The sequence below is a fragment of the Sphingobium sp. B2D3C genome, from assembly GCF_025961835.1.
Classification (GTDB): domain Bacteria; phylum Pseudomonadota; class Alphaproteobacteria; order Sphingomonadales; family Sphingomonadaceae; genus Sphingobium.
On record NZ_JAOQOK010000001.1, the window covers coordinates 494,102 to 517,362 of the forward strand.

Below are 23,261 nucleotides of genomic sequence, written 5' to 3' on the forward strand. Positions count from 1 at the left end.
CCCCATATCATGATGGCGGGCCCAGTCATCGTCGATCCCGCTTTGTTCTTCCGCCCCATTGCCGCCGGCGGCCACAATCGCCATATTCCCCCTATGGCGATCCAGATCCGCACGACTCTAGCCGAGCCCCAAACCGACCAGTCCTTCGTTCCCCATCGTCCGGCACGCCCGGAAAAGGCGGAGGGCGGCAGGCGTTTCAAGCTGGTGAGCGATTATCAGCCGGCCGGCGACCAGCCGACCGCCATTGCCGAGCTGGTCGAGGCGGCCGAAGCGGGTGAGAAGGATCAGGTGCTGCTCGGCGTCACCGGCTCGGGCAAGACCTTCACCATGGCGAAGGTGATCGAAGCGGTACAGCGCCCCGCGCTGGTGCTGGCGCCCAACAAGATTCTCGCCGCGCAGCTCTATGGGGAGTTCAAGAGCTTCTTCCCTGACAATGCGGTCGAATATTTCGTCAGCTATTATGATTATTACCAGCCCGAGGCCTATGTGCCCCGCTCGGATACGTACATCGAGAAAGAGTCGAGCGTGAACGAGGGGATCGACCGGATGCGCCACTCGGCGACCCGGTCGCTGCTGGAGCGCGATGACGTGATCATCGTCGCGTCCGTCTCGTGCATTTACGGTATCGGTTCGGTCGAAACCTATTCGGCGATGACCTTCAGCCTCAAAAAGGGCGAGAGCGCCGATCAGCGCGAGATCATCCGCAAGCTCGTGGCGCTGCAATATAAGCGCAACGATGCCGCCTTCGCGCGCGGCAACTTCCGCGTTCGGGGCGACAATCTGGAGATTTTCCCGAGCCACTATGAGGATAATGCCTGGCGGATCAGCTTCTTCGGCGACGAGATCGAGGAGATTGTCGAGTTCGATCCACTGACCGGCAAGAAGGCGGCGAGCCTCGATTACGTCAAGGTCTTCCCCAATTCGCACCACGTCACCCCCGGCCCAACGCTCAAACAGGCGATGGAGGCGATCCGCCATGAGCTGACCGAGCGGCTGAAGGAGCTGGTCGAGGAGGGTAAGTTGCTGGAGGCGCAGCGGCTGGAGCAGCGCACCAATTTCGATCTGGAGATGATCGCGGCCACGGGCTCCTGCGCGGGCATCGAGAATTACTCCCGCTTCCTCACCGGCCGCCTGCCGGGTGAGCCGCCGCCGACTCTGTTTGAGTATCTGCCGGAAAACGCGATCCTCTTCGTGGATGAGAGCCACCAGACCGTGCCGCAGATCGGCGCGATGGCGCGGGGCGATCATCGCCGCAAGGTGACGCTCGCCGAATATGGCTTCCGCCTGCCAAGCTGCATCGACAACCGCCCGTTGCGCTTCAACGAATGGGACGCGATGCGCCCGCAGACGGTCAGCGTCTCGGCCACGCCCGGCAACTGGGAGATGGAGCAGACCGGCGGCACCTTCTCCGAGCAGGTCATCCGCCCCACCGGCCTCATCGATCCGCCGGTGGAGATCAAGCCGGTCGAGGATCAGGTCGACGACCTCATCCATGAAGCCAAGCTGACCGCGCAAAAGGGCTACCGCACCCTCGTGACCACGCTCACCAAGCGCATGGCCGAGGATTTGACCGAGTTCATGCATGAGGCAGGCCTCAAGGTCCGCTACATGCACAGCGATGTCGAGACGCTGGAGCGCATCGAGCTGATCCGCGACTTGCGCCTGGGCGTCTATGACGTGCTCGTGGGCATCAACCTGCTGCGCGAGGGCCTGGATATTCCCGAATGCGGCCTCGTCGCCATTCTCGATGCCGACAAGGAAGGCTTTCTGCGGTCGGAAACCAGCCTCATCCAGACGATCGGCCGCGCCGCGCGCAACATCGATGGCCGCGTGATCCTCTATGCCGACCGCATGACAGGCTCGATGGAGCGCGCGCTCAACGAAACCAATCGTCGCCGCGAAAAGCAGGTCGCCTATAATCTGGAACATGGCATCACGCCGGAAAGCGTGAAGAAGCAGATCGGCGACATCATCGCCCATGTCGCCAGCAAGGATCAGGTGACCGTCGACACCGGCCTCGACGATGCGCCGCACATGGTGGGCCATAATCTGCGCGCCTATATCGAGGATCTCGAAAAGAAGATGCGCACCGCTGCCGCCGATCTCGAGTTCGAGGAAGCCGGCCGCCTGCGCGACCAGATCCGCAAGCTGGAAGCCGAAGAGCTGGGGCTCCCTGTCGATCAGCAGGTGACCGCCAATGCGGGCCGCTATCTCGGCCGTGCCACCGAGGGCAAGCCCGGCACGCGCAAGATGCGCTACGGCAAGACGCAGCGAAAAATGGGGCGCTAGCCTCACAAACGGTGGAGACTTTTCGCGGGTCAATTTCGTTTGACAGCAAGTAGACGAAGTCTACAAGCCGGCACCGCCGCGACACTCGGATTTCATGCAGGCGCATCCGCCGAGCATCGCTTTTGCTCAGCGTTCATTCATGCTGCTGTCCTGTAAGGTCTTCAGCTTAGAAAGCGAAGTGAACCCAGGGTGTTGCGGCTGCGAGAAGGTGGGTATAATCCCGCTTGTCGATAGTGACTTATTCATGTAATACAGTTCGAGCTAAGGGGCGCCTAGGCGGCGAAACTCATGAACTATGAAGCGAACATGAAATACGGCGTGTCCAGTGTGGACCCGGAAGAGGCCGAGAGTCGGCAGAAGCGGCGGCGCCTGCTGCTGGTCGTTGGCGCGCTGGTCGCGTTGGCGGTCATCGCCATGCTGGCCTATCGATTCTTCGGCGGTTCGGGCGATCAGGGCGAGCAGGTCAGCCAGGTGGCAATCGTCACCGTCGCCGTGCCCGCGCAGGAAGCCGTGACGCGCACCGCCAATGCCACCGGCTCGCTGGCAGCGCGGGTGGATATGCCCGTCGGCGTGGTTGGCGAGGGTGGCCGCGTGGTCGCCGTTCATGTTCAGCCGGGCGACTGGGTCGGCGCGAATCAGATTCTCGCGACCATCGAGCGGTCGGTGCAGGCCCAGCAGATTTCCCAGCTCGAAGCGTCCGTGCAGGTCGCTCGGGCCGACGCCAAGCTGGCCCAGAACAATCTTGATCGCGCCAAGGCGCTGGTGAGCGACGGGTTCGTGTCCCGCGCCGACATCGACCAGAAGACCGCGACGCGCGATGCTGCCGTGGCCCGGGTCAATGTGGCCGTGGCGCAGCTCAACCAGATGCGCGCGCAGGTCGGGCGGCTGGATATTCGCGCGCCGGCCGCAGGGCTGGTGCTCACGCGCTCGGTCGAGCCGGGCCAAGTCGTCTCCGGCGGCAGTGGCGTGCTGTTCCGCATCGCGCGCGCGGGCGAAATGGAAATGAAGGCGCTGCTCTCCGAAGACGAGCTGGCCTTGCTGTCCGAAGGCGCCCTGGCACGCGTGACGCCTGTCGGCATGACGCAGAGCTTCGAGGGCCGTGTGTGGCAGATCGCGCCGGTGATCGACCAGACGTCGCGCCAGGGCATCGTCCGCATCGCCGTGCCTTATAATGCCGCGCTGCGTCCGGGTGGTTTCGCCAATGCGGAAATTGCCATGGAGCGCGTGTCGGCAGCAGTCCTGCCGGAGTCCGCGATTCAGAGCGACCCGAAGGGCAGCTATGTCTACGTCGTCGGCAAGGATAACAAGGTCGAGCGCCGGTCGGTGAAGACAGGTGCGGTGACGACGCGGGGCATTGCCGTGGTGCAGGGGCTCAATGGTTCGGAGCGCGTCGTGCTCTATGCCGGCGGCTTCCTCAGCCCGGGCGAGACGGTCAAGCCCCGGCTCGCGAAGAGTGCAACGGACGGAAGGGCTGGCGGCTGACCGGCGACGCCTGACAGGGCGACGTCTAATGGGCGACGTCTAACAGGGCGCCGCTGCTTGTGGCGGCCGTCATACGCTAGATTGGCAGGACAGACGAGATGAGTCTTCGCAACATATCGGCCTGGAGCATCCGCAATCCGGTGCCGCCGATCGTGCTCTTCATCGGCCTGCTGCTGGCGGGCATCATTGCGTTCAGCCGCATGGCCGTCGTGGATAATCCGGACATCGATTTTCCCGCCGTCAACGTCACGATCAGCCAGCCGGGCGCCGCGCCGACGGAAATCGAGACCCAGATCACCCAGCGCGTCGAGGCGGCGGTGCGGTCGATCAATGGCGTCGATGAAATCCAGTCGACGGCCAGCGAAGGATCGAGCCAGACCTTCGTCCAGTTCCAGATCGGCGTCGATTCCAACGTCGCGACCCAGGAAGTGAAGAACGCGGTCGACCAGATCCGCAGCGATCTGCCCGATGGCATTCTCGAACCGTTCGTCCAGAAGGTCGAAGTCGGCGGCGCCGAGATCGCGTTTTTCTCGGTCCAGGCTTCGGACATGACGATCGAGCAGCTGAGCTGGTTCGTCGACGATACGGTGGCCAAGCGCCTGCTCGGCATCGAAGGCATGGCGCGCGTCGGGCGCGGCGGCGGCGTCGATCGCGAGATCCGCGTGACGCTGGATCCGGCCAAGATGCAGTCGCTCGGTGTCACGGCGTCCCAAGTCAATCAGGCGCTGCGTCAGGTGAACGTCAACGCGGCGGGCGGCCAGGCGGAGATCGCCGGCTCGCGCCAGTCGGTGCGCGTGCTGGGCAATGCGCAGGATGCCTACAGCCTCGGCCAGACCCAGATATCGCTGGGCAACGGCCGCACGATCCTGCTGGCGGACATCGCCAGCGTGACCGATGGATATGGCGAGCAGAAGCGCTTGGCCAAGGTCGGCGGCAAGCAGGTCGTCAACTTCTCCATCGAGCGCGCCAAGGGCGCATCGGACGTCAGCGTCTTCGATGAAACGCTCAAGGTGTTGAAGCAGCTTGAGACGGAAAATCCCGGCATTCGCTTCTACCAGCGCTTCAACAGCGTGAACTATACCAAGAGCCAGTATAGCAGCTCGATGCACGCTCTCATCGAGGGTGCGGTGCTCGCCGTCATCGTTGTGTTCATCTTCCTGCGCGACTGGCGTGCGACGGTGATCAGCGCCATCGCCATTCCGCTCTCGGCAATTCCGACCTTCTATTTCATGGATTTGATGGGGTTCAACCTGAACTCCCTGTCCCTGCTCGCGCTCGGTCTGGTGGCCGGCGTGCTGGTCGACGATGCGATCGTGGAGATCGAGAACATCGTGCGGCACATGCGCATGGGCAAGACGGCTTATCAGGCCTCCATCGACGCGGCGGACGAGATCGGCCTCGCGGTGGTTGCAACGACGATGTCCATCGTCGCGGTGTTCTTCCCGGTCGCCTTGATGCCCGGCATCACCGGTCAGTTCTTCAAGAATTTCGGCTTCACGGTCGTCATCGCCGTGCTGATCAGCCTTGCCGTCGCGCGCATGATCACGCCGCTGGTCGCCGCTTACTTCCTCGAACATCATGGCGAGGAGAAGCATGGCGAGGGCTGGCTCATGGATCGCTATATGAGCCTGCTTGGCTGGGCGCTCGATGATCGCAAGGCCAAGGCTTATGCCCGGGGCGGCGGGCTGGGGCGGCGGATTCGCGCGCGCTTCCTCGATCATCGCGTCTGGATGATGGGCTTTGGTCTGGCAGCCTTCGCCTTGACCGTCATCCTGCTCATCTCGATGCCCAAGCAGTTCGAGCCCAATGCCGATCAGGATTTCAGCCGGATCAACATCGAGGCAGTGCCGGGCACCACGCTCCGGCAGAGCGAGGCCATTGCCGATCAGGTGACCGAGCTGCTGAACAAGCAGCCGGAAGTCGATACCGCCATGGCGAACGTCGGCGAAGGCAATGCCCGCATCTTCATCACGCTCAAGAAGGACCGCAAGCGGACCAGCATCGAGTTCGAGCGCGAACTGGCGCCTCGCCTCGCGGAAATAGCGGACGCGCGCGTCTCGTTCGCGTCCCAGCAGGGCGGGTTCGGCACGGGACGCGACATTTCTGTGATGCTCTCCGGCTCTGACCCGGCGCTTCTGGAAGAGACGGCGACGAAGGTTGCCGAAGAGATGAAGAGCCTGCCCGGTGTGGTGGCGCCGCGCGTCAATGCCGACATGCAGCGGCCGGAGCTCATCATCCGTCCGCGGCTCGATCTGGCCGCCCAGCTTGGCGTCACGACGTCCGCGCTCAGCCAGACGATCCGCATCGCAACACTGGGCGATATCGACCAGAACAGCGCAAAATTCTCGCTGTCCGATCGCCAGGTGCCCATCCGGGTCATGCTGCCGGAATCGGCGCGGCGCGATCTCTCGAACATCGAGAACCTGCCTGTCCCCACGGCGGGCGGCGGCACCGTGCCGCTCAGCCGCGTCGCCGAGATCAGCTTCGGCTCCGGGCCGACCTCTATCCAGCGTTATGCCCAGCAGCGCCGCATCTTCGTCGGTGCGGATCTGGCGCAGGGCGCAGTCAAGGGCCCGGTCATGGAGGCGATCAACAAGCTGCCGACCATGCGCAACCTGCCGCAGGGCGTGAGCAATCAGGCTGTCGGCAGCGATCGCTGGCAGGAGGAGTTGATCCAGAACTTCGTCATTGCCGTGACCTCTGGCGTGCTGCTGGTCTTCGCGGTGCTGGTGCTGCTCTACAAGCGGTTCATTTCTCCATTGGTGAACATGTGCTCGCTGGCGCTGGCGCCCCTGGGTGGCCTGCTGCTGATGCTGGTGATGAACGAGCCGCTTTCGCTGCCGGTCTATATCGGCCTGCTGATGCTGCTGGGCATCGTCGGCAAGAACTCGATCCTGCTGATCGACTTCGCGCTGGAGGAGATGGACAAGGGCGTGCCCAAGTTCGAGGCGATCATGGAAGCCGGCCACAAGCGCGCCCAGCCGATCGTGATGACGACGGTCGCCATGACCGCCGGCATGGTGCCGACCGCGCTCTCGCTCACCGGTGATGGCGCCTGGCGCTCGCCTATGGGCATCACCGTGATTGGCGGCCTGATCCTCTCGACGCTGCTCACCCTCGCGATCGTACCGGCTGCGTTCAGCCTTGCCGATGGCGTGGAAAAGCGGATCGGCCCGTGGCTGCGCCGCCGGGTGCTGACCTATGATGGCAAGGGCGAGGCTGCTCAGCCAGCCGAATAAGCAGGGCTTTCAGGAACTCTTGTCGCTGGCGGGACTTCTTCCGGCAGCGGCTTGGTTCGCGTGCGGGGATGGACCTGTTGCGCGATGCCTTGCCGGATGACCCAGGGGCAGCACTCGGCTAGAGACGTCGCATGATCAAGGTTCCCGTCCATAGCGGCGTGCGGCAGATGCGCATCATTGCAACCGGGTTGCTGGTCGTGATGGCGATTACCTATGTGTCGGCGCGTCGGTTCGAGGACCTGCATCCGGCTTTGGGCTTCGTCCGGGCGTTCGCCGAGGCGGCCATGGTCGGCGGATTGGCCGACTGGTTCGCGGTCACCGCGCTGTTCCGTCATCCTCTGGGCCTGCCGATCCCGCACACCGCGATCATCCCCCGCAACAAGGATCGCATCGGCGATACGCTGGCCGTCTTCCTGCGCGATAATTTCCTTACCCCCGCCGTCGTCGCTCGCCGCATGGGCCGGCTGGATGTCGCCGGCGCGGCCGGGCGCGTGCTGGCGGCGCCGGCTGCAGGCGATGGACGCTTGCGGCGCGGTGCCTCGCGCTTGCTGGCGGATTCTCTGGAAGCGCTGGATGATGAGAGGCTGGGCGGGATGCTCAAGGGCGTGCTGGTCCAGCGCATCGGGCAGCTCAATGCCGCGCCGCTGCTGGGCCAGTTGCTCGCCGCCGCCATGAAGGACGGGCGTCACCAGCCGGTGCTCGACGCCCTGATCCGCTGGGGGGCGCGGACGCTGGAAGCCAATCGCGAACTCATCCGCCAGATCGTGCATGAGCGCTCGGGCAAGATCATGCGCTTCACCGGGCTCGACGAGACGCTGGCTAACAAGATCATCGACGGGCTGGACAGGCTGCTGCAGGAAGCTGCTGACGATCCCGAGCACCGTCTGCGCTCCAAGGTGGAGGAGGGGCTGGCGACCCTTGCGGACGATCTCCAGACCGATCCCAAGATGCAGGCGCGTGTCGACCGCATCCGCGACGAGATGATCGCTAACCCGGCCATGCAGCGCTGGCTGGATGGCATCTGGCAAGCCGCGCGCGAGGCCATGCTGCGCGCCGCACGTGATCCGCAGGCAGCGCTCGCCGGGCGGATGGGCGAGGTGGTGCGCCAGCTTGGCGAAACGCTCCGCGACGATCCCGCGCTCAAGCATGTGGTCAATCGTTTCGCCCGGCGCGTCGCGGTCGGCACGGCGGCGCGCTACGGCGACAGCATCGTCCTGCTGGTCTCCGAAACCGTGCGCAGTTGGGACGCGCGAACGATCACCGGGCGGCTGGAAAATGCGGTCGGGCGCGATCTGCAATATATCCGTATCAACGGCACCCTTGTCGGCGGGTTGGTCGGTCTCACGCTGCACAGCCTGAGCTATCTGTTCTAGAAAATCCGCTCCTGCCCGCGCGCCGTGAGGTTTTATCCGTTCGCGAGTGACAAATGCGGCGGAGGGGATTAGGAGCGCGGCCGTGTTGCATATGCGCCGCCTTGTTCATTCGCACCGCTGCTGGGCTGCCACGCTGCTCGGCCTCGCGTTGCTGTTCAAGGCGCTGATGCCGGCGGGCTTCATGCCGGTCGTCAGCGGTAAGACGCTCACCGTCGAGCTATGCTCGTCCGGCGGGGCGGGGCCGATCACGCTGCACATTCCCGTCGAGGGCAAGGACAAGACGCCGCAGACCCAATCGGATCAGACCTGCGCTTTCGGTGGACTGACGGCTCAGGCGCTTGCCGCAACCGATCCGGTCGTGCTCGAAGCCGCGCTGGCGTTCATCTTTACGACGGCCCTGCTGCAGACCGATCTGCGGCTGCCCCGGCACGAGACCTATCTCCGTCCCCCATTACGCGGCCCTCCGGCCAACGCCTGACAATCTCAGCTGATTTGTCGGTCCTGCCGGCGCGTCGTCACGCGTGGGCATGTCGGAGTGTTTCACAATGCAAATTCCTATCCTGATCGCGGCGGGTTTCGCCGCAGCTTTGGTGGCACCTGCCACCGCGCAGGGCGTCAAGAAAGACGGCCTCACCATCGACCGACCCTGGGCGCGGGAAACCGCACGGGGCCAGTCCGCCGGCGGCGGTTTCCTCGCTATCACCAACAGCGCTCGTACGGATGAGCGCCTCACTGGCGGCAGCACGCCGGTCGCCACCCGCGTCGAAATCCACAGCATGAGCATGGAGGGCGGTGTCATGCGGATGCGGCCGCTCAAGAATGGCCTGCCGGTCGCGGCGGGCGGCTCTGTCGCGCTCAAGCCGGGCGGCTTCCATATCATGTTCATGGGCCTCAAGCGCCCGCTGGTCCGGGGCGAGACCATTCCCGTCACGCTCGACTTCGCCCGCGCCGGGAAGGTGCAGGTCTCGTTCGCCGTCGAGGCCGTCACTTATGGAGGCAACCATGGCGGACACTGATCCGCGCCGGCTGGCCCGGATTCGTCTGTGGCTCTGGTTGTTGGTGGCGCTCGCTGCCCTTGGCCTTGGTATTCTGCTGGCCCTGCGGTTCGTTACCCAAGGTCCGCCGCAAGTGATTGCGGGGGCGCCGGCCGATGTCGGCCAGCATTTCTCGCTGGTCGACAGGGATGGAAAGCCGGTCACCGCGCAGACGCTCAAGGGCACGCCCTATGCGATCTTCTTTGGCTTCACCCGCTGCCCGGATATCTGCCCGACGACGCTCAGCCGCATGGCGCATCTGCGCAAGGCGATGGGTGCCGATGGGGACAAGTTCCGTATCGTCTTCGTCTCGGTGGATAGCGGCCATGACAAGCCGGCCGATGTGGGCGCTTATGTCGATCTGTTCGGCACGCCCATTCTCGGCCTCACCGGTTCGCCAACGCAGATTGCCGACGCCGCGAAGTCATTCCGGGTCTTTTACCAGAAGATCCCGCTCGAGGGCGGCGATTACACCATCGATCACAGCGCCTTCGTCATCCTCATGGATCGCGACGGGCGCCTGCAATCCCTGCTGAGCGATCAGGACAGTGAAGATGCGGCCCTTGCCGAACTTCGCCGCCTGATCGCCTGACCCACAATATTTCAGACCCCGAACGGGGGGAGACATCATCATGAAAACGTCCTTTATCGCTCTCGCAACCATGCTCGCCATGGCCACGCCCGCTTTTGCCGAGGAGGCTGCAGATGCCGCCGCCGATGGCGAGCGCACCATCATCGTCGTGGGCCAGTCCCAGACGCAGGAAGCCGAGCGGCTCGCCCGCGCCACGCCGGGCGGCACCGATGTCGTCCGGCACGAGGATTATGCCGACAAGACCATCGTCTCACTGCGCGATACGCTCGCCTTTTCGCCGGGCGTCTACACCCAGCCTCGCTACGGGCAGGAGGTCCGCCTCTCCATTCGTGGGTCGGGCCTCTCGCGCGGTTTCCACATGCGGGGCATCACGCTGCTTCAGGATGGCGCGCCGATCAATCTCGCCGATGACAATGGCGATTTTCAGGAACTGGACCCGATCTTCTTTGAGCGGCTGGAGGTCTATCGCGGCGCCAACGCCCTGCGCTTCGGCTCGGGCACGCTGGGCGGCGCGATCAATGGCGTGACGCCCACCGGCAAGGATGCGCCCGGCCTGTATCTGCGCGCCGATGCCGGCAGCTTCGAGACAGTCCGGGGACTGGTGGCTTATGGCGGCACCAGCGGCCCGGCAGATTATTGGGTCGGCGTCAGCGCCGATACCTCGGATGGCGACCGCCAGCACGCCCATCGCGAGAGCATGCGCGTCCATGGCAATGTCGGCCTTGCCCTGTCCGATGTTGTGACCACGCGCTTCTATGCGAGCCTCAACCGCATTCGGCAGGACCTGCCCGGCGCGCTTACCGCTACGGATGTTCTGAATAATCCGGAAAAAGGCAATTTCAGCGGCGATCAGGGGCGGGATATCGACTCGATCCGCCTGCAGAACCGCACCCGCTTCGATTGGGGCCAGACCCGGCTCGATGTGGGGGCCTTTCTCAACATGAAGGATCTGTTCCACCCGATTTTCGAGGTGATCGATCAGAAATCGACCGACCGGGGCGTCTTTGCCCGGCTGGACCATGATGCCGGCATTCTGTCCTTCACGCTGGGCGGCGAGTTCCGCCATGGCGAAACGCGGGCGCGTCAGTATCGGAATGTGAATGGCCAACGCGGGGCGCTGACCTTCGATGCCGATCAGACCGCGCGCACCGCCAATGTCTATGGCGAGGCGCGCCTGCAGCCGGTGCCGGGCGTCACGCTGATTGCCGGCGGAATTTATGCCGATGGCTTCCGCAAGCGCACGGTGCTGCTCTCCACGGGGCAGAGCGGGCGGTTGGCGTTCAATGAGTTCTCGCCCAAGTTCGGCGTGCTCATCGAGCCGACGCCGGACATCCAGCTCTTCGCCAACTACAGCCGTTCGGCGGAATTCCCGGGCTTTGGCGAGGTCTTCCAGAGCGTCGGCACGCCGCCGGTCAACACGCTCATTGCGGCCATCGCTCCACAGACGGCCTGGACGGCGGAAATCGGCACCCGCGGGCAGGCGGGCATGGTGAGCTGGGATATCACGGCCTACCGTGCCACCCTGCGCGATGAGCTGCTGCAATATTTCCCCAATGGCACCACCGTTCCGGCCGCCACCTTCAATGCGGATCGCACGCGGCACAGTGGCATTGAGGCCGCCGTCAGCCTCACGCCGACCCCCTGGCTGCGCCTGCGCCAGATCTGGCAATATTCGGACTTCCACTTCGTCAACGACGCGGTTTTCCGGAACAACCGCCTGCCGGTCGTGCCGCTGAATGTGCTGCGCAGCGAAGTACGGATCGGGACGCCGGCGCTCAATGTCGCGCCCAATCTCGAGTGGGTGCCGCAGGGGGCGTTTGCCGATTACGCCAACAGCACGCGCACGCCCGGCTACGCGCTGCTTGGCCTGACGGCAGGCGCGACGCTGACGAGCGGGGTCGACCTGTTCCTCGACGTGCGGAACATTACCGACAAGAAGGCGATTGGCGACATTTCCGCAGTGATCGCTGCCACGGGAACTTCCGCGATCTATTACCCGGTCGAGCGCCGCGCGGTTTACGGCGGCGTTCGCGCCCGCTTCTAACCCTCAATGAGGGCGCCGGCGGCGGAGGAACTGCTCCGCCGCCGGCGCATGATTGGTTCGGTTCAGCCTGTCTTGCATGTCCTTCGGGCTCGGAACGCCTGCCGGTGCGTTGTCCGGAATATCCCCAAACGCAAGGAAAGGCAGAGACCCCATGAGTCTGGAAGGAAAATCCATCGCGATCCTCATCGCGCCGCGCGGCACGGAAGAGCCCGAGTTCGTCCAACCCCGCGATGCCGTGACCAAGGCGGGCGCCACCGTCACCGTGATCGGCATCGAGACGGGTGAAGCCAAGACCAACAATAATGATCTCGACCCCGGCGGCACCTACACCGTGGATCGCGCGGTTGCCGATGTGTCCGTCGATGACTTCGACGGCCTGATCATCCCCGGCGGCAGCGTCGGCGCGGACAAGCTGCGCGGCGATGACGATGTCGTCGATCTGGTTCGCGCCTTCGCCGAGGCTGGCAAACCCATCGGCGTGATCTGCCATGGTCCGTGGCTGCTCGTCGAGGCCGATGTGGTCGAGGGGCGCACGCTCACCTCTTACCCCACCGTCAGGACCGATATCGAAAATGCCGGTGGTGATTGGGTGGATGAGGAAGTGGTCGTCGACAACGGCCTCGTCACCAGCCGCACGCCGGATGATCTGGACGCCTTCTGCGCCAAGATCATCGAGGAATTTGCTGAAGGTCGTCATGTCGATGCGGCCTGACCTGCATGTCTGACGGCTTGCTGACAGCCTTACAATATTATGGCGCGGCCGCGGCGACGCTGGCCGCGCTCATCGTGTCGCTCAATCTCGGCAGGCTATGGACGGGCTGGGCGATGGTGATTTTCGTCACCAGCTCCATGGCGCTTATCGGCTGGGGTTTCCTCCAGCCGGAGAGCGAAGGCATCGGCGTGCAGAACATCGTGCTGCTCGTCATCAACCTTGTCGGGGTGTGGCGCTATCTGCTGCGGCCCGGCCGGCGCCGGGTGGAGGATTAGCCTAAACCGCCCGGCACCAAGTGGATCACGGCCCAATATCGCCGCGATCGCCCCGCACCCGCCGTTCCGACCCCGAGCCGAAGCCAAGTGCGGCGGCGACGGGGTTGTTCCACCCATAAGGATCGTCGCGGACCACCGGCTCGCCGGCATCGTCGAAGATCACGGTCTGGTAGAGCAGCCGCACCGGGATTTCGCGGGGCAGGGGGACAAAGCTCTCCTTGCCGGTTTCGCGTGCCTTTTGCCATTCGGCTGTCACGCCTTCGTCCCGCGCGATCATATCGGCAAAGCCTAGCGCATCCTGCACGCGCACGCACCCATGGCTGCGCTGGCGCTGGACGTCATCGAACAGCTGCTTGGCCGGCGTGTCGTGCAGATAGATGGCGTGATCATTCTTCATGTCGAACTTGACCAGTCCGAGCGAATTCTTCGGCCCGGGCTGCTGGACAATCCAGCCGTCCTTCCGCTCCATGTTATTGCGCCGCAGATAGTCCGCGCCCTTGCCGGCCAGTTCCTTCTCCTCGATCGAGCGGGGCACGGTCCAGGTCGGGTTTGCCACGAGGCGATAAATGGGCGATCCGAGCATGGGCGTTTCCCTGTCCGGTTCGCCCACGATCACGCGGCGCACATCGGCCAGCTTGCCGTCGCGCCAGTAGCTCTGCCGGGCCGCCGCAATGTTCACATCGATGCGGGTTGCCGGCGGCGTCCGTTCCAGCCAGCGCATCCGCTCCATGGTCACCGCGATGGCGCGGGCGCGGTCAGCGTCTGACAGGTTGATGATCTTCAGCGCATCGTCGCCGATCACCCCGTCGGTCGCAATGCCATAGTCCGCCTGCATGGCCCGCACGGCGGCCGCGATTGCCGGGGTGTAGCGCGTGTCCGTGCTGGCATTCGCCTTGTCGAGATAACCCGTGGCGACCAGTTGCCGGGATATGGCCGGGATGCGGGGATCGCTCTCACCGGGTTTCAGCGGCACGCTGGTTGCCGGAATTTCGTTGCTGGCGCCATTGCCTTGTTTGCGCAGCGCCAGATAGGTTTCGGACAGCTTGCGATAGCTTGCATCCTGCGGCGCGAGGCTGGCCAGCCAAGCGCCGACCTTGCCTTCCCGCAAGGCCTGCGCAAGCCCCGCGCGAAGATCGGGCGAGGGGCGGGGGACGGTGTAGATTTCATACAGCTTGGTCGGGTCGGTCGCGCCCCGCGCCAGCGCCTGCGCATAAGCGAGCGCGGCCTTGGTTAGCTCCGCATTGCCGGCCTTTTCACCCGAGCCGGCGAGGCCGAAATCCTTCTGGTCCAGCCCATGGGCGGCGCGCTGGGCCAGCGCTTCATTCAGTTGATCGGTTGCTTCGTCGCTCCACTGCATGTCTTCCAGCGCGACGCCGGCCTGATCCTGATTGTCCTTCGTTTTATCGCAACCTGAAAGAAGCAGCGCGACCGCCAGCAACGATGATCCAAAAATTCCAGTGCGCACATATGTCTCCCGACTGCTTGGGTGGGAAACGCGAGGCGCGGGATAACGCTCCCGTTACGGGCGGTTTCAGGCGCGAATTCGGTGGGCTCGCCCGGCTCAGGCGTCGATGACATCCTCATCGACCTGCGCGGCATTCTCCTGAATGAACGCGAAGCGATGCGCGGGATTGGTGCCCATCAGCCGGTCCACCAGATCCTTCACGCCCGCGCGCTCCTCATATTCCTGCGGCAGCGTGATGCGGATCATCTTGCGCTTCTTGGGGTCCATGGTGGTCTCGCGCAGCTGCATGGGATTCATCTCGCCCAGGCCCTTGAAGCGGCTGACCTCCAGCTTCTTGCCCTTGAGTTCGCCACTGCGCAATTTGGCGAGCGCGGCATCGTCCGCCGCATACCAGCTCTTGCCGCCCGCCACGAGGCGATAGAGCGGCGGCTGGGCGAGGTAGAGATGGCCGCGGCGCACAAGCTCGGGCATCTCCTGGAAGAAGAAGGTCATCAGCAAGGTGGCGATATGCGCGCCATCGACATCGGCATCGGTCATGATGACGATGCGCTCATAGCGCAGATTGTCCGGGTTACAGTCCTTCCGCGTACCGCAGCCGATGGCGAGGATCAGGTCCGCGATTTCCTGATTGGCGAGGATCTTGGCAGAGGTGGCCGAAGCGACGTTCAGGATTTTGCCGCGGATCGGCAGGATCGCCTGCGTCTTGCGATCACGCGCCTGCTTGGCGCTGCCGCCGGCGCTGTCGCCTTCCACGATGAACAGTTCGGTGCCCTCGGGGTCATCGGACGAGCAATCGGTCAGCTTGCCCGGCAGACGGACCTTGCGGCCGGAGGTCGCCGTCTTGCGCTTGATTTCCTTTTCCTGCTTGCGGCGCAGGCGCTCGTCCATCCGCTCCAGCACATGGCCGAGCAGCGCCTTGCCCCGGTCCATATTGTCGGTGAGGAAATGGTCGAAATGGTCGCGCATGGCCGCTTCCACCAGCCGCGCGGCTTCGGGACTGGTCAGCCGGTCCTTGGTCTGGCTCTGGAATTGCGGATCGCGGATGAACACGCTCAGCATCAGCTCGCAGCCGGACATGATGTCGTCCGTCTGGATGTCCTTGGCTTTCTTCTGCCCGACCAGCTCGCCAAAGGCGCGGATGCCCTTGGTGACCGCGCCGCGCAGCCCGGTCTCGTGCGTGCCGCCGTCCGGGGTGGGGATGGTGTTGCAGTACCAGCTGGTGGAACCGTCAGACCAGAGCGGCCAGGCGATGGCCCATTCCACGCGCCCGACACCGTCCGGGAAATCCTGCGTGCCGCGGAAGAACTCCGCTGTCGCGCATTCGCGATTGCCCAGCTGCTCGCGCAGATGGTCGGAAAGGCCGCCGGGGAACTGGAACACCGCCTCGGCGGGGGTGTCATCCGTGATGATAGCCGGATCGCATTTCCAGCGGATTTCCACACCGGCAAAGAGATAGGCCTTGGAGCGGGCGAGGCGGTGCAGCCGGGAGGGCTTGAATTTCAGCTCGCCGAAAATATCGCCATCCGGGGTGAAGCTGACGCTGGTGCCCCGCCGGTTGGGCGCCGCACCCACCTTCTCCAGCGGACCCACAGGGTGCCCCTTGGAGAAGCGCTGGCGGAACAGTTCGCGATTACGCGCCACCTCGATCTCGGTGTCGACGGACAGCGCGTTGACCACGCTGATGCCGACGCCATGCAGGCCGCCCGACGTCGCATAGGCCTTGTCCGAGAATTTGCCGCCCGAGTGCAGCGTGGTGAGGATGACCTCCAGCGCCGACTTGCCGGGGAATTTGGGGTGCGGGTCCACTGGGATGCCGCGGCCATTGTCGGTGATCGTCAGCCGATTGCCCGCCTCCAGCGTCGCCTCGATGCGGGTGGCGTGGCCGGCGACCGCTTCGTCCATCGCGTTGTCGAGCACTTCGGAGGCGAGATGGTGCAGGGCGCGCTCATCCGTGCCGCCGATATACATGCCGGGGCGGCGACGCACCGGCTCCAGCCCCTCCAGCACCTCGATCGCGGAGGCGTCGTAGCTTTCGGTTGTGCGGGCGATGTTCTGGTCGAACAGGTTGTCGGACATGCGGGAACTATAGGGCCAGCGGAGTCACGGGCGCAAGCGGCGTGATCTTATCCGGCGGGTGGTGGAACCATGTCGGCGCCCGAGCGCTCTAGCGGATCGATCATCGCAGCGCCGCACCGCGGCCAAATGCAATAGAATAGCTTGCAGATGCAGACAGCTCAGCGAGCAACGAAGTACGCAAAATCAATAATCGCGACCGTTTTGTTCATCTGGCAGCAATATTCGCGGGCAAAGCGTTACAAAAAAGAGACAGGTGTCGTGGTTAACAGAATTTTGTGAGCGAGTTCGCGAAACCAATTCGAGGGGGTGAACGTATTGCGGCCAGCCAGTTCAGAGGCAGGAGATTTATTGTATGAAAAAGATCGCTCTCATTTCGCTCACCACCGCCATGGCAGGCCTGCTGGCCGCTCCGGCTCTGGCGCAGGATGGCGCGGGTGATTGGACCGGTCCGTATGTCGGTGGCTCGCTCGGCATGGCCTGGCAGCCCAATTATGACCGCGACACGCTCGAGACGCTGACCTTCGACACCAACAATGACGGCAATTATGGCGATACCGTTTCCACGGCTGTCCCCGGCAATGCCTTCGCGCCCGGCTTCTGCCGCGGCCGCGCGCTTGGTGCCACGCCCGGCTCCTGTGCCGGTGACAAGGATCGTCGCGTCGCCTGGGGTGTCCATGCCGGTTATGACATGCAGATGGGCAACTTCGTCGTCGGCGCTGTCATCGAAGGCGGTCGCACGATGATCGGTAACTCGGTCAGCGGCTTCAGCACCACTCCGGCCAGCTATGTCCTGTCGCGTCGGATCGACTGGGATGCCAACGCCCGTCTGCGCGCCGGTCTGGCACTCGGCACCGGTACGCTGATCTACGGCACCGGCGGTGTGGCTTACGCCAAGATCAAGAACAACTTCGCCACCAGCAACACCTTCAACACCTTCACCGAGTCCAACGAAAGCGCGGACGAGTGGGGCTGGACTGCTGGCGGCGGCATCGAGCAGCGCGTGAGCCAGAACTTCTCGATCGGCGTGCAGTATCGCTACACCCGCTTCAACACGGATGGCTACACGGTTCGCGCCGGCCAGGGCACGCCGCCCTCGCTGACGAACCCGTTCGTGATCACGCCGGCTGGCTTCACCGACATTCAGCGCACCAACGATGTGTTCGATCATCACACCGTTCGCGCGACGGCAAGCTTCCGCTTCTAAGATCGATTGCGCCCTCCCGCTTCACAAGGCGGGAGGGCGTACATCGCACTTGAATGCCAGATACAGAAAAGGGGCCGAAACCGGCCCCTTTTTTATGTCATCGCTTGATGCCTCAGCGCACCCGTGGGCCGCCATAAGGCATGGGCGGCGGGGGACGGCGCGTGCCACGCGGCAGCTGCGCCTGATAGGCCCGCCCGCAATGTTCCACGCAATAAGGGAAGCCAGGGTTCACCTTTTCACCGCAGAAGTGGAAGTCCGGCTCGCCCGGATGGCCCATCGGCCATTTGCAGATCTTCTCGTTGAGATCGAGCAGGCTCGTCTTGTCCGCGATTTCCGGGCTGGGCTTGGCCGGAACCAGCCGGCGCGGCGGTGCCGGCGGAATCGGCTGCTGCATCTCGCCCGGGCCCTGCCGCAGGAAGCCGCCGGGGCCAACCGAGACGATCCGGGGCTGGGGCGGCGGCGGCGGGGCGTCGGTTGCAGGCTGGGCCGCGACGGGCGGCTGCGGCCGTGCTTCCACCACCGGCGGCGCCTTGGGCTGCGGCTTTGCGATGCGCGGCTCGGGCGCCGGCGCGGCTTCCGCCTTGGGTGCGGCGGGTGCCGGCGGAGGCGCGGCCTTGCGGCTTTGCGGCGCAGCAGCGCGGCTGGAGTCCGCCGCCTTCACGGGGGAGGGGCGCGACTGCAGGCCAAGGCGGTGCGCCTTGCCGATCACGGCGTTGCGGCTCACGCCGCCCAGCTCTTCAGCGATCTGGCTCGCAGTCATGCCGCGCTCCCACATCTGCCGGAGCTGATCGATGCGTTCGTCTGTCCAGGACATGCCTATTCCTTCAAATGATCGGGTCATATGGGCATCCATGGCCCAAAGGTCAAACGACCTGTCATCGACAAAGCCGGGCGGCACAGTATCGCTGTGCCATTGCTGCTGCGGGTGGGACGCGATAGGGCAGTTTCATGGCCGAACCTGCTTCCTCGCACACCCAACCGCTCATTCGTCATGAACCGGGCGTTCCCGTCATCCACGGCGTCAACTGGTCCGGGATGAAGGCGCTCTACCTCAAGGAAGTCCGCCGCTTCCTCAAGGTGCATCTGCAGACGATCTGGGGGCCGGCGCTTACCAGCCTGTTGTTCCTGATCATCTTCACCGTCGCGCTGGGGCGTGGCGGCCTGATGGTGATGGGCGTGCCCTTCGCTGATTTCGTGGCGCCCGGCCTCATCATCATGGCGATGGTGCAGAACAGCTTCCAGAATACCGCCACCGTGGTGCTCGCCGGCAAGCTGCAGGGGACCATCGTCGATTATCTCATGCCGCCTTTCTCCGCCGGGGAACTGCTGTTCGCCCTCGTCGCGGCCTCGGTGACCCGTGCGGCCTTTGTCGGTGGCGCGATCTGGCTGGCGATGCTGGCCTGGCCGGGCGTCCATGTGGCCCCGCATCATCTCTGGGCCGTCGTCTATTTCGGCATTGCTGGCTCGGCGATGCTGGGCTTCCTCGGCATTCTCACCGGCATCTGGGCGGAGAAGTTCGATCATGCCGCGGCCGTTACTAACTTCCTCGTCGCGCCGCTCTCGCTGCTCTCCGGCACCTTTTACTCGATGGACCACGTTTCGCCGATCATGCGGGCGATCAGCCACGTCAATCCGTTCTTCTACGCGATTTCGGGCTTCCGTTATGGCTTCCTCGCCGCGGCCGATTCGCCCATCGCGGTGGGCGCGGCGCTCCTGCTCGCGCTCAACCTCGTGCTGGCCGCCGTCTGCTATATCGGGCTGCGGCAGGGGTGGCGGATCAAATCCTGAAGACAGGCATAGCCCCGACTGCAACAGGCGAGGCGCCGCCCGTCAGTTCAGTGCCAGTAGCTCGGGTCGAGCGCATAATGCCCGCCGCGATGCTCGCCGAACAAGGCGGTGACAGCCGGATGATCGATCGGCTCGTCGGTTCCGTCGGCCACCAGATTCTGCTGGCTCACATAAGCAACATAGGTCGCTTCGCCATTGTCCGCGAACAGATGGTAGAAAGGCTGGTCCCGCTCCGGCCGCATCGCCTCGGGAATGGCCTCATACCATTCCTCGCTGTTGGAAAAGACCGGATCGATATCGAACACAACCCCGCGAAACCCCAGCAGGCGGTGCCGGACCTTCTCCCCAATGCCGAAATGCGCGTGCGACACGCGATGGGCGGCACTGATCGTCGGAATGTGCGTCACGGAAGAGAATGACTTGCGGGCTTGGGCTTGATTCATGAGACAGATTTAGTGTCGCCGGCACCGAGTGCAAGTTTTCCCGCACCGACTGCTTGGCAAAGCCCCGATCATCCGCTAACAGCGCGCGCTCGACTACCGCAGCGGCGCTCTCATTCAGGGCACTGCGACGCGAAAACCTCTGCGGAGAGGTGGCAGAGTGGTCGAATGCGCCGCACTCGAAATGCGGTGTACGGGCAACCGTACCGTGGGTTCGAATCCCACCCTCTCCGCCAGTTCCCGCACCTCAGTGATCGCTCCCGATCCAGCGCGTACGCAAATTTTCTCGAAAATCCTAAGGTTTCGGGAGAGGGGCCATCCGTCTCCGTCCGCGGTAGATCGCGTGCAAACTCGGCCGGTTTTTTGACCGATTTTACGGCTTAATCCATTGTAATACCCGGCATGCCGCCATGGCTTATGCGCACGCGGCACAAACTCAACGTCAAGCATCTATTCCGACGGCGGCCTCTATTTGCGAGTCCGTAACTCCGGGACTTGGTCGCCCTTCAAGCAGACCTTCCGTGAATGTCAGTTCTCCCCTAAGCCTGTCATTGGCACGTGCTTGAAACAGGCGCGTGGAAGCGCCGGCATAGCCGACATTCACTGCTCGAATGGTCGCTGAAACCTGCCCTTTGTTCATTAGACGTTTGCTAAAACTCGGGACCGATGTTGCGACACCATTTTAATGGAACGTATCGGCTGACGTGTTGCATGCGCTGTTGGCCCTTGTCCTACGAGCGACGCGCGACACCCGAAGCGTTCTGCAAATATCCGAACTATTCCGGCGCTACCTCGATTGTCACGTTGTCCAATTGCCCGTTAAAGGCGAAGGGGGCCGTGAAGCTGCCGTCCAGCGTGTCGAAGCTGCGCCCGATGGCGCCGCCGCCGCGAACGATGGCGGGAATGGTCCGCTTGATCGGACCCTGGCCTACAGTGACGCCATCCACGTGTAACACGGCATCGCCGGGCTTGCCCTGCCCATTGTCGGTCACCGCAACCGAGATGCGGTGCTTGCCGGCGGGCAGGGCAGGGCCCTGCAGGCGCAGAATGTCGCCGGGTGAATCCGAGGCCTTGTAGAGGAAGGTCGGTCGCCCGCCTGTCATGTAGAGGCTCCAGCCGCCATAACGGCTGCCGTTCATGACCAGCGTGCCCTCGTCGCGTATGCCTTTCGCAAGGGCGATATCCGCCTCTGCCCGCCACGAGCGGCCGGCCAGATCAGGGAAGCCGGGGCCGGTGATCGGCCGTGACGTGGGCTGGTAGGTGAAGCGTGTCTCCCCGGCCAGCAGCGTGGGGCGATTGCGGCTCGACCAGCGCGCGAAGGAGCGGTTGTCGAGCGGCAGAATGTCCCCGCTCTTGGCGTCCGCCCAGAACTGGTCGATCATCGATTTCAGCCGCTCCGGCTCCTCCGCCGCCAGATTGCGCGACTGGGAGAAGTCCTCGGAGAGATTATAGAGCTCCCAGCCATTGTCGGTGGGCAGGCCGCCGGGCCCGGCGAAATCCCACGGTGCGCGGGTCGGGGTACTGCTGAGGAACCAGCCGTCGCGGTACAGGCCGGCATTGCCCTGCAGTTCGAAAATCTGCTCGTGGCGGCGGTCTGGCGCATCGGCCTGCCCGAAACTATAGGCCATGCTGATGCCATCGAGCGGCATCTGCGTCACCCCGTCCACCTGCTCGGGCGGCGTGATGCCCACCGCCTCATAGATGGTCGGGACGATGTCCGCGACATGGTGGAACTGCGTGCGCACTTCGCCATGCGCCTTGATCCGCGCAGGCCAGGAGACCACCAGACCATTGCGCGTGCCACCGAGATGGGAGGCAACCTGCTTGGTCCACTGGAACGGCGCGTTCATCGCCCAGGCCCAGCCGACGGGGTAATTATTATAGAGTTCCGGGCCGCCCAGCTTGTCGATCTGGCCGAGCATTGTCGGGAGATCGGGGCGCATCCCGTTGATCGCCGCGATGTCGTTTGTTGATCCGTTCAGGCCGCCTTCGCCGCTCCCGCCATTGTCACCCTGGATGTAGATGACGAGCGTGTTCTCAAGCTGGCCGGAAGACCGCAGCGTCTCGATGACCCGGCCGATCTGGTGATCCGCATAGGAGAGGGCGCCCGCGTAGGTCTCCATCATCCGGGCGTAGAGCCGCCGCTCGTCCGGGCCGAGCGTGTCCCAGGCGGGAATGGAGGCGGGGCGCGGCGTCAGCTTGGTGCCGGCCGGGACGACGCCGGCCGCGATCTGCCGCGCCAGAATCTGCTCGCGCATCTTGTCCCAGCCCTGATCGAACTGGCCCTTGAACCGCGCGATCCAGTCGGCCGGGGCATGATGGGGGCTGTGCGAGGTGCCCGGTGCATAGAGCATGAAGAAGGGCCGACCCGGTGCCGAAATCCCCTGCATGCGGATCCATTCGATCGCGTGATCGGCCATGTCGCGCTCAAGATGATAGCCCGGCGGAAAATTTCCGCGGGCGAGCGGAAGCTGGTTCTCGAACAGGGAGGGGTTCCACAGGCTGGTCGCGCCGCCCATGAAGCCATAGAAATAGTCGAAGCCCAGCCCGTTGGGCCAGCGGTCGAACGGACCGGCGGCGCTCTGTTCCCATTCCGGCGTGTTGTGGTTCTTGCCGAACCACGCCGTGCCATAGCCATGCTGGCGCAGCACCTCGCCGACCGTCGCTGCGCTCTTGGGCAGGATCGTCGTGTAACCGGGATAGCCCGTACCCATTTCGGTAATGGCGCCAAAGCCGACGCGATGCGGATTGCGGCCGGTCAGCAGCGATGCCCGGGTCGGTGCGCAGAGTGCCGTCGTATGGAAGCGGTTGTAGCGCAGTCCATCTCGAGCGAGTGCCTCGAAGGTCGGTGTCGGCACCGGGCCGCCGAACGGGGTGGTGGCGCCGAAGCCGACATCGTCGGTGATGATGACCAGAACGTTCGGCGCGCCGGCAGGCGGCTTGGGCAGCGGCGCATATTTCGGCGGATCGGAATGCGCCAGCGTGCGGCCGATTTTGCCTTCAAAGCGCTGTTCCGGCGTTGGCAGGATCGCGCCTGCCGTCTGGGCCGGTGCGGATCGCACCTCTGCTTGTCCAGCCCCTGCAGGTTGCGCATGCACCAGCGCCGCGCTGCTTGCGCAGATGAAGGTGAGGCAGGACGTCGAAATCAGTCGGCTCATGATCATGTCGTGCATCCCTCAGTTCGCTGGCGCCGTTCCGCCTCACATATAATCACAGGCCCGTCATCAGCACGGCTATGGCAGCGACGT

The 23,261-nt window shown here is 64.3% G+C and carries 17 protein-coding genes and 1 tRNA gene; 13 read left to right on the forward strand and 5 right to left on the reverse strand.

The window, feature by feature from the left end; genetic code table 11:
* Positions 1–93 precede the first annotated feature (93 nt).
* From uvrB to M2339_RS02310, 10 genes are all read left to right on the forward strand, one after another.
* Positions 94–2,289: an excinuclease ABC subunit UvrB gene (uvrB, locus tag M2339_RS02265; RefSeq protein ID WP_264588381.1), complete on the forward strand. Its 2,196-nt coding sequence runs from the start codon at positions 94–96 to the stop codon at positions 2,287–2,289.
* Positions 2,290–2,577: 288 nt separating this feature from the next.
* Positions 2,578–3,771 (forward strand): efflux RND transporter periplasmic adaptor subunit, encoded by a 1,194-nt coding sequence (locus M2339_RS02270; RefSeq protein ID WP_264587633.1) that lies wholly within the window; start codon positions 2,578–2,580, stop codon positions 3,769–3,771.
* Between the two features lie 98 nt (positions 3,772–3,869).
* Positions 3,870–7,010: an efflux RND transporter permease subunit gene (locus M2339_RS02275; RefSeq protein WP_264573348.1), complete on the forward strand. Its 3,141-nt coding sequence runs from the start codon at positions 3,870–3,872 to the stop codon at positions 7,008–7,010.
* Positions 7,011–7,141: 131 nt separating this feature from the next.
* A complete protein-coding gene (locus M2339_RS02280; RefSeq protein WP_264571014.1) occupies positions 7,142–8,383 on the forward strand; it encodes a DUF445 domain-containing protein in 1,242 nt (413 codons plus the stop codon).
* Between the two features lie 91 nt (positions 8,384–8,474).
* On the forward strand, positions 8,475–8,861 hold the full coding sequence (locus M2339_RS02285; RefSeq protein ID WP_413714887.1) for a DUF2946 family protein: 387 nt from the start codon (positions 8,475–8,477) through the stop codon (positions 8,859–8,861).
* A gap of 67 nt (positions 8,862–8,928) precedes the next feature.
* On the forward strand, positions 8,929–9,399 hold the full coding sequence (locus M2339_RS02290; protein WP_264587631.1) for a copper chaperone PCu(A)C: 471 nt from the start codon (positions 8,929–8,931) through the stop codon (positions 9,397–9,399).
* A complete protein-coding gene (locus tag M2339_RS02295; RefSeq protein WP_264587630.1) occupies positions 9,386–10,009 on the forward strand; it encodes an SCO family protein in 624 nt (207 codons plus the stop codon). Before M2339_RS02290 ends, M2339_RS02295 begins: the two co-directional genes overlap by 14 nt.
* 40 nt (positions 10,010–10,049) lie before the next feature.
* Positions 10,050–12,053 carry a TonB-dependent receptor family protein gene (locus M2339_RS02300; RefSeq protein ID WP_264587629.1) on the forward strand — a complete coding sequence of 668 codons (2,004 nt, stop codon included), beginning with the start codon at positions 10,050–10,052 and terminating at the stop codon, positions 12,051–12,053.
* 151 nt (positions 12,054–12,204) lie between these two features.
* The gene (locus M2339_RS02305) at positions 12,205–12,765 is read left to right on the forward strand and encodes a type 1 glutamine amidotransferase domain-containing protein (protein WP_264571009.1); all 561 of its coding nucleotides are present in this window, start codon (positions 12,205–12,207) and stop codon (positions 12,763–12,765) included.
* A gap of 5 nt (positions 12,766–12,770) precedes the next feature.
* Positions 12,771–13,040 (forward strand): hypothetical protein, encoded by a 270-nt coding sequence (locus M2339_RS02310; protein WP_264579518.1) that lies wholly within the window; start codon positions 12,771–12,773, stop codon positions 13,038–13,040.
* Positions 13,041–13,065: 25 nt separating this feature from the next.
* On the opposite strand, the gene M2339_RS02315 is transcribed toward M2339_RS02310, so the two are convergent.
* Entirely contained in the window at positions 13,066–14,505 is a 1,440-nt protein-coding gene (locus M2339_RS02315) for a L,D-transpeptidase family protein (RefSeq protein ID WP_264587628.1), read from the reverse strand.
* A gap of 96 nt (positions 14,506–14,601) precedes the next feature.
* A complete protein-coding gene (parE, locus tag M2339_RS02320; RefSeq protein WP_264587627.1) occupies positions 14,602–16,581 on the reverse strand; it encodes a DNA topoisomerase IV subunit B in 1,980 nt (659 codons plus the stop codon).
* A 352-nt stretch (positions 16,582–16,933) separates the two neighbouring features.
* Between parE and M2339_RS02325 the strand changes: the two genes are divergently transcribed.
* Positions 16,934–17,785, forward strand: coding sequence for an outer membrane protein (locus M2339_RS02325; protein ID WP_264571006.1), 852 nt, complete (start codon positions 16,934–16,936; stop codon positions 17,783–17,785).
* Positions 17,786–17,897: 112 nt separating this feature from the next.
* Here the strand turns inward: M2339_RS02325 and M2339_RS02330 are convergent, their stop codons facing one another.
* The gene (locus M2339_RS02330; RefSeq protein WP_264587626.1) at positions 17,898–18,599 is read right to left on the reverse strand and encodes a GcrA family cell cycle regulator; all 702 of its coding nucleotides are present in this window, start codon (positions 18,597–18,599) and stop codon (positions 17,898–17,900) included.
* A gap of 134 nt (positions 18,600–18,733) precedes the next feature.
* Between M2339_RS02330 and M2339_RS02335 the strand changes: the two genes are divergently transcribed.
* Positions 18,734–19,573 (forward strand): ABC transporter permease, encoded by an 840-nt coding sequence (locus M2339_RS02335; RefSeq protein WP_181560303.1) that lies wholly within the window; start codon positions 18,734–18,736, stop codon positions 19,571–19,573.
* 47 nt (positions 19,574–19,620) lie between these two features.
* Here M2339_RS02335 and hspQ read toward each other — a convergent pair whose 3' ends face one another.
* Complete coding sequence (gene hspQ, locus M2339_RS02340; protein ID WP_264571004.1) at positions 19,621–20,016, reverse strand: heat shock protein HspQ; 396 nt, start codon at positions 20,014–20,016, stop codon at positions 19,621–19,623.
* A 143-nt stretch (positions 20,017–20,159) separates the two neighbouring features.
* On the opposite strand from hspQ, the gene M2339_RS02345 reads away from it, so the two are divergent.
* Positions 20,160–20,249 (forward strand) — tRNA-Ser (locus tag M2339_RS02345).
* Positions 20,250–20,789: 540 nt separating this feature from the next.
* Here M2339_RS02345 and M2339_RS02350 read toward each other — a convergent pair.
* Positions 20,790–23,171, reverse strand: coding sequence for an arylsulfatase (locus M2339_RS02350; RefSeq protein ID WP_264606137.1), 2,382 nt, complete (start codon positions 23,169–23,171; stop codon positions 20,790–20,792).
* Between the last annotated feature and the right edge of the window lie 90 nt (positions 23,172–23,261).

Coding starts and splice junctions, on each gene's coding strand:
- M2339_RS02270 (WP_264587633.1), top strand. CDS start 2,578: ATGAACTATGAAGCGAACATGAAATACGGCGTGTCCAGTGTGGACCCG.
- M2339_RS02350 (WP_264606137.1), bottom strand. CDS start 23,171: ATGAGCCGACTGATTTCGACGTCCTGCCTCACCTTCATCTGCGCAAGC.
- M2339_RS02290 (WP_264587631.1), top strand. CDS start 8,929: ATGCAAATTCCTATCCTGATCGCGGCGGGTTTCGCCGCAGCTTTGGTG.
- M2339_RS02330 (WP_264587626.1), bottom strand. CDS start 18,599: ATGTCCTGGACAGACGAACGCATCGATCAGCTCCGGCAGATGTGGGAG.
- uvrB (WP_264588381.1), top strand. CDS start 94: ATGGCGATCCAGATCCGCACGACTCTAGCCGAGCCCCAAACCGACCAG.
- hspQ (WP_264571004.1), bottom strand. CDS start 20,016: ATGAATCAAGCCCAAGCCCGCAAGTCATTCTCTTCCGTGACGCACATT.
- M2339_RS02275 (WP_264573348.1), top strand. CDS start 3,870: ATGAGTCTTCGCAACATATCGGCCTGGAGCATCCGCAATCCGGTGCCG.
- M2339_RS02335 (WP_181560303.1), top strand. CDS start 18,734: ATGGCCGAACCTGCTTCCTCGCACACCCAACCGCTCATTCGTCATGAA.
- M2339_RS02295 (WP_264587630.1), top strand. CDS start 9,386: ATGGCGGACACTGATCCGCGCCGGCTGGCCCGGATTCGTCTGTGGCTC.
- M2339_RS02325 (WP_264571006.1), top strand. CDS start 16,934: ATGAAAAAGATCGCTCTCATTTCGCTCACCACCGCCATGGCAGGCCTG.
- M2339_RS02285 (WP_413714887.1), top strand. CDS start 8,475: ATGCGCCGCCTTGTTCATTCGCACCGCTGCTGGGCTGCCACGCTGCTC.
- M2339_RS02300 (WP_264587629.1), top strand. CDS start 10,050: ATGAAAACGTCCTTTATCGCTCTCGCAACCATGCTCGCCATGGCCACG.
- parE (WP_264587627.1), bottom strand. CDS start 16,581: ATGTCCGACAACCTGTTCGACCAGAACATCGCCCGCACAACCGAAAGC.
- M2339_RS02305 (WP_264571009.1), top strand. CDS start 12,205: ATGAGTCTGGAAGGAAAATCCATCGCGATCCTCATCGCGCCGCGCGGC.
- M2339_RS02280 (WP_264571014.1), top strand. CDS start 7,142: ATGATCAAGGTTCCCGTCCATAGCGGCGTGCGGCAGATGCGCATCATT.
- M2339_RS02310 (WP_264579518.1), top strand. CDS start 12,771: ATGTCTGACGGCTTGCTGACAGCCTTACAATATTATGGCGCGGCCGCG.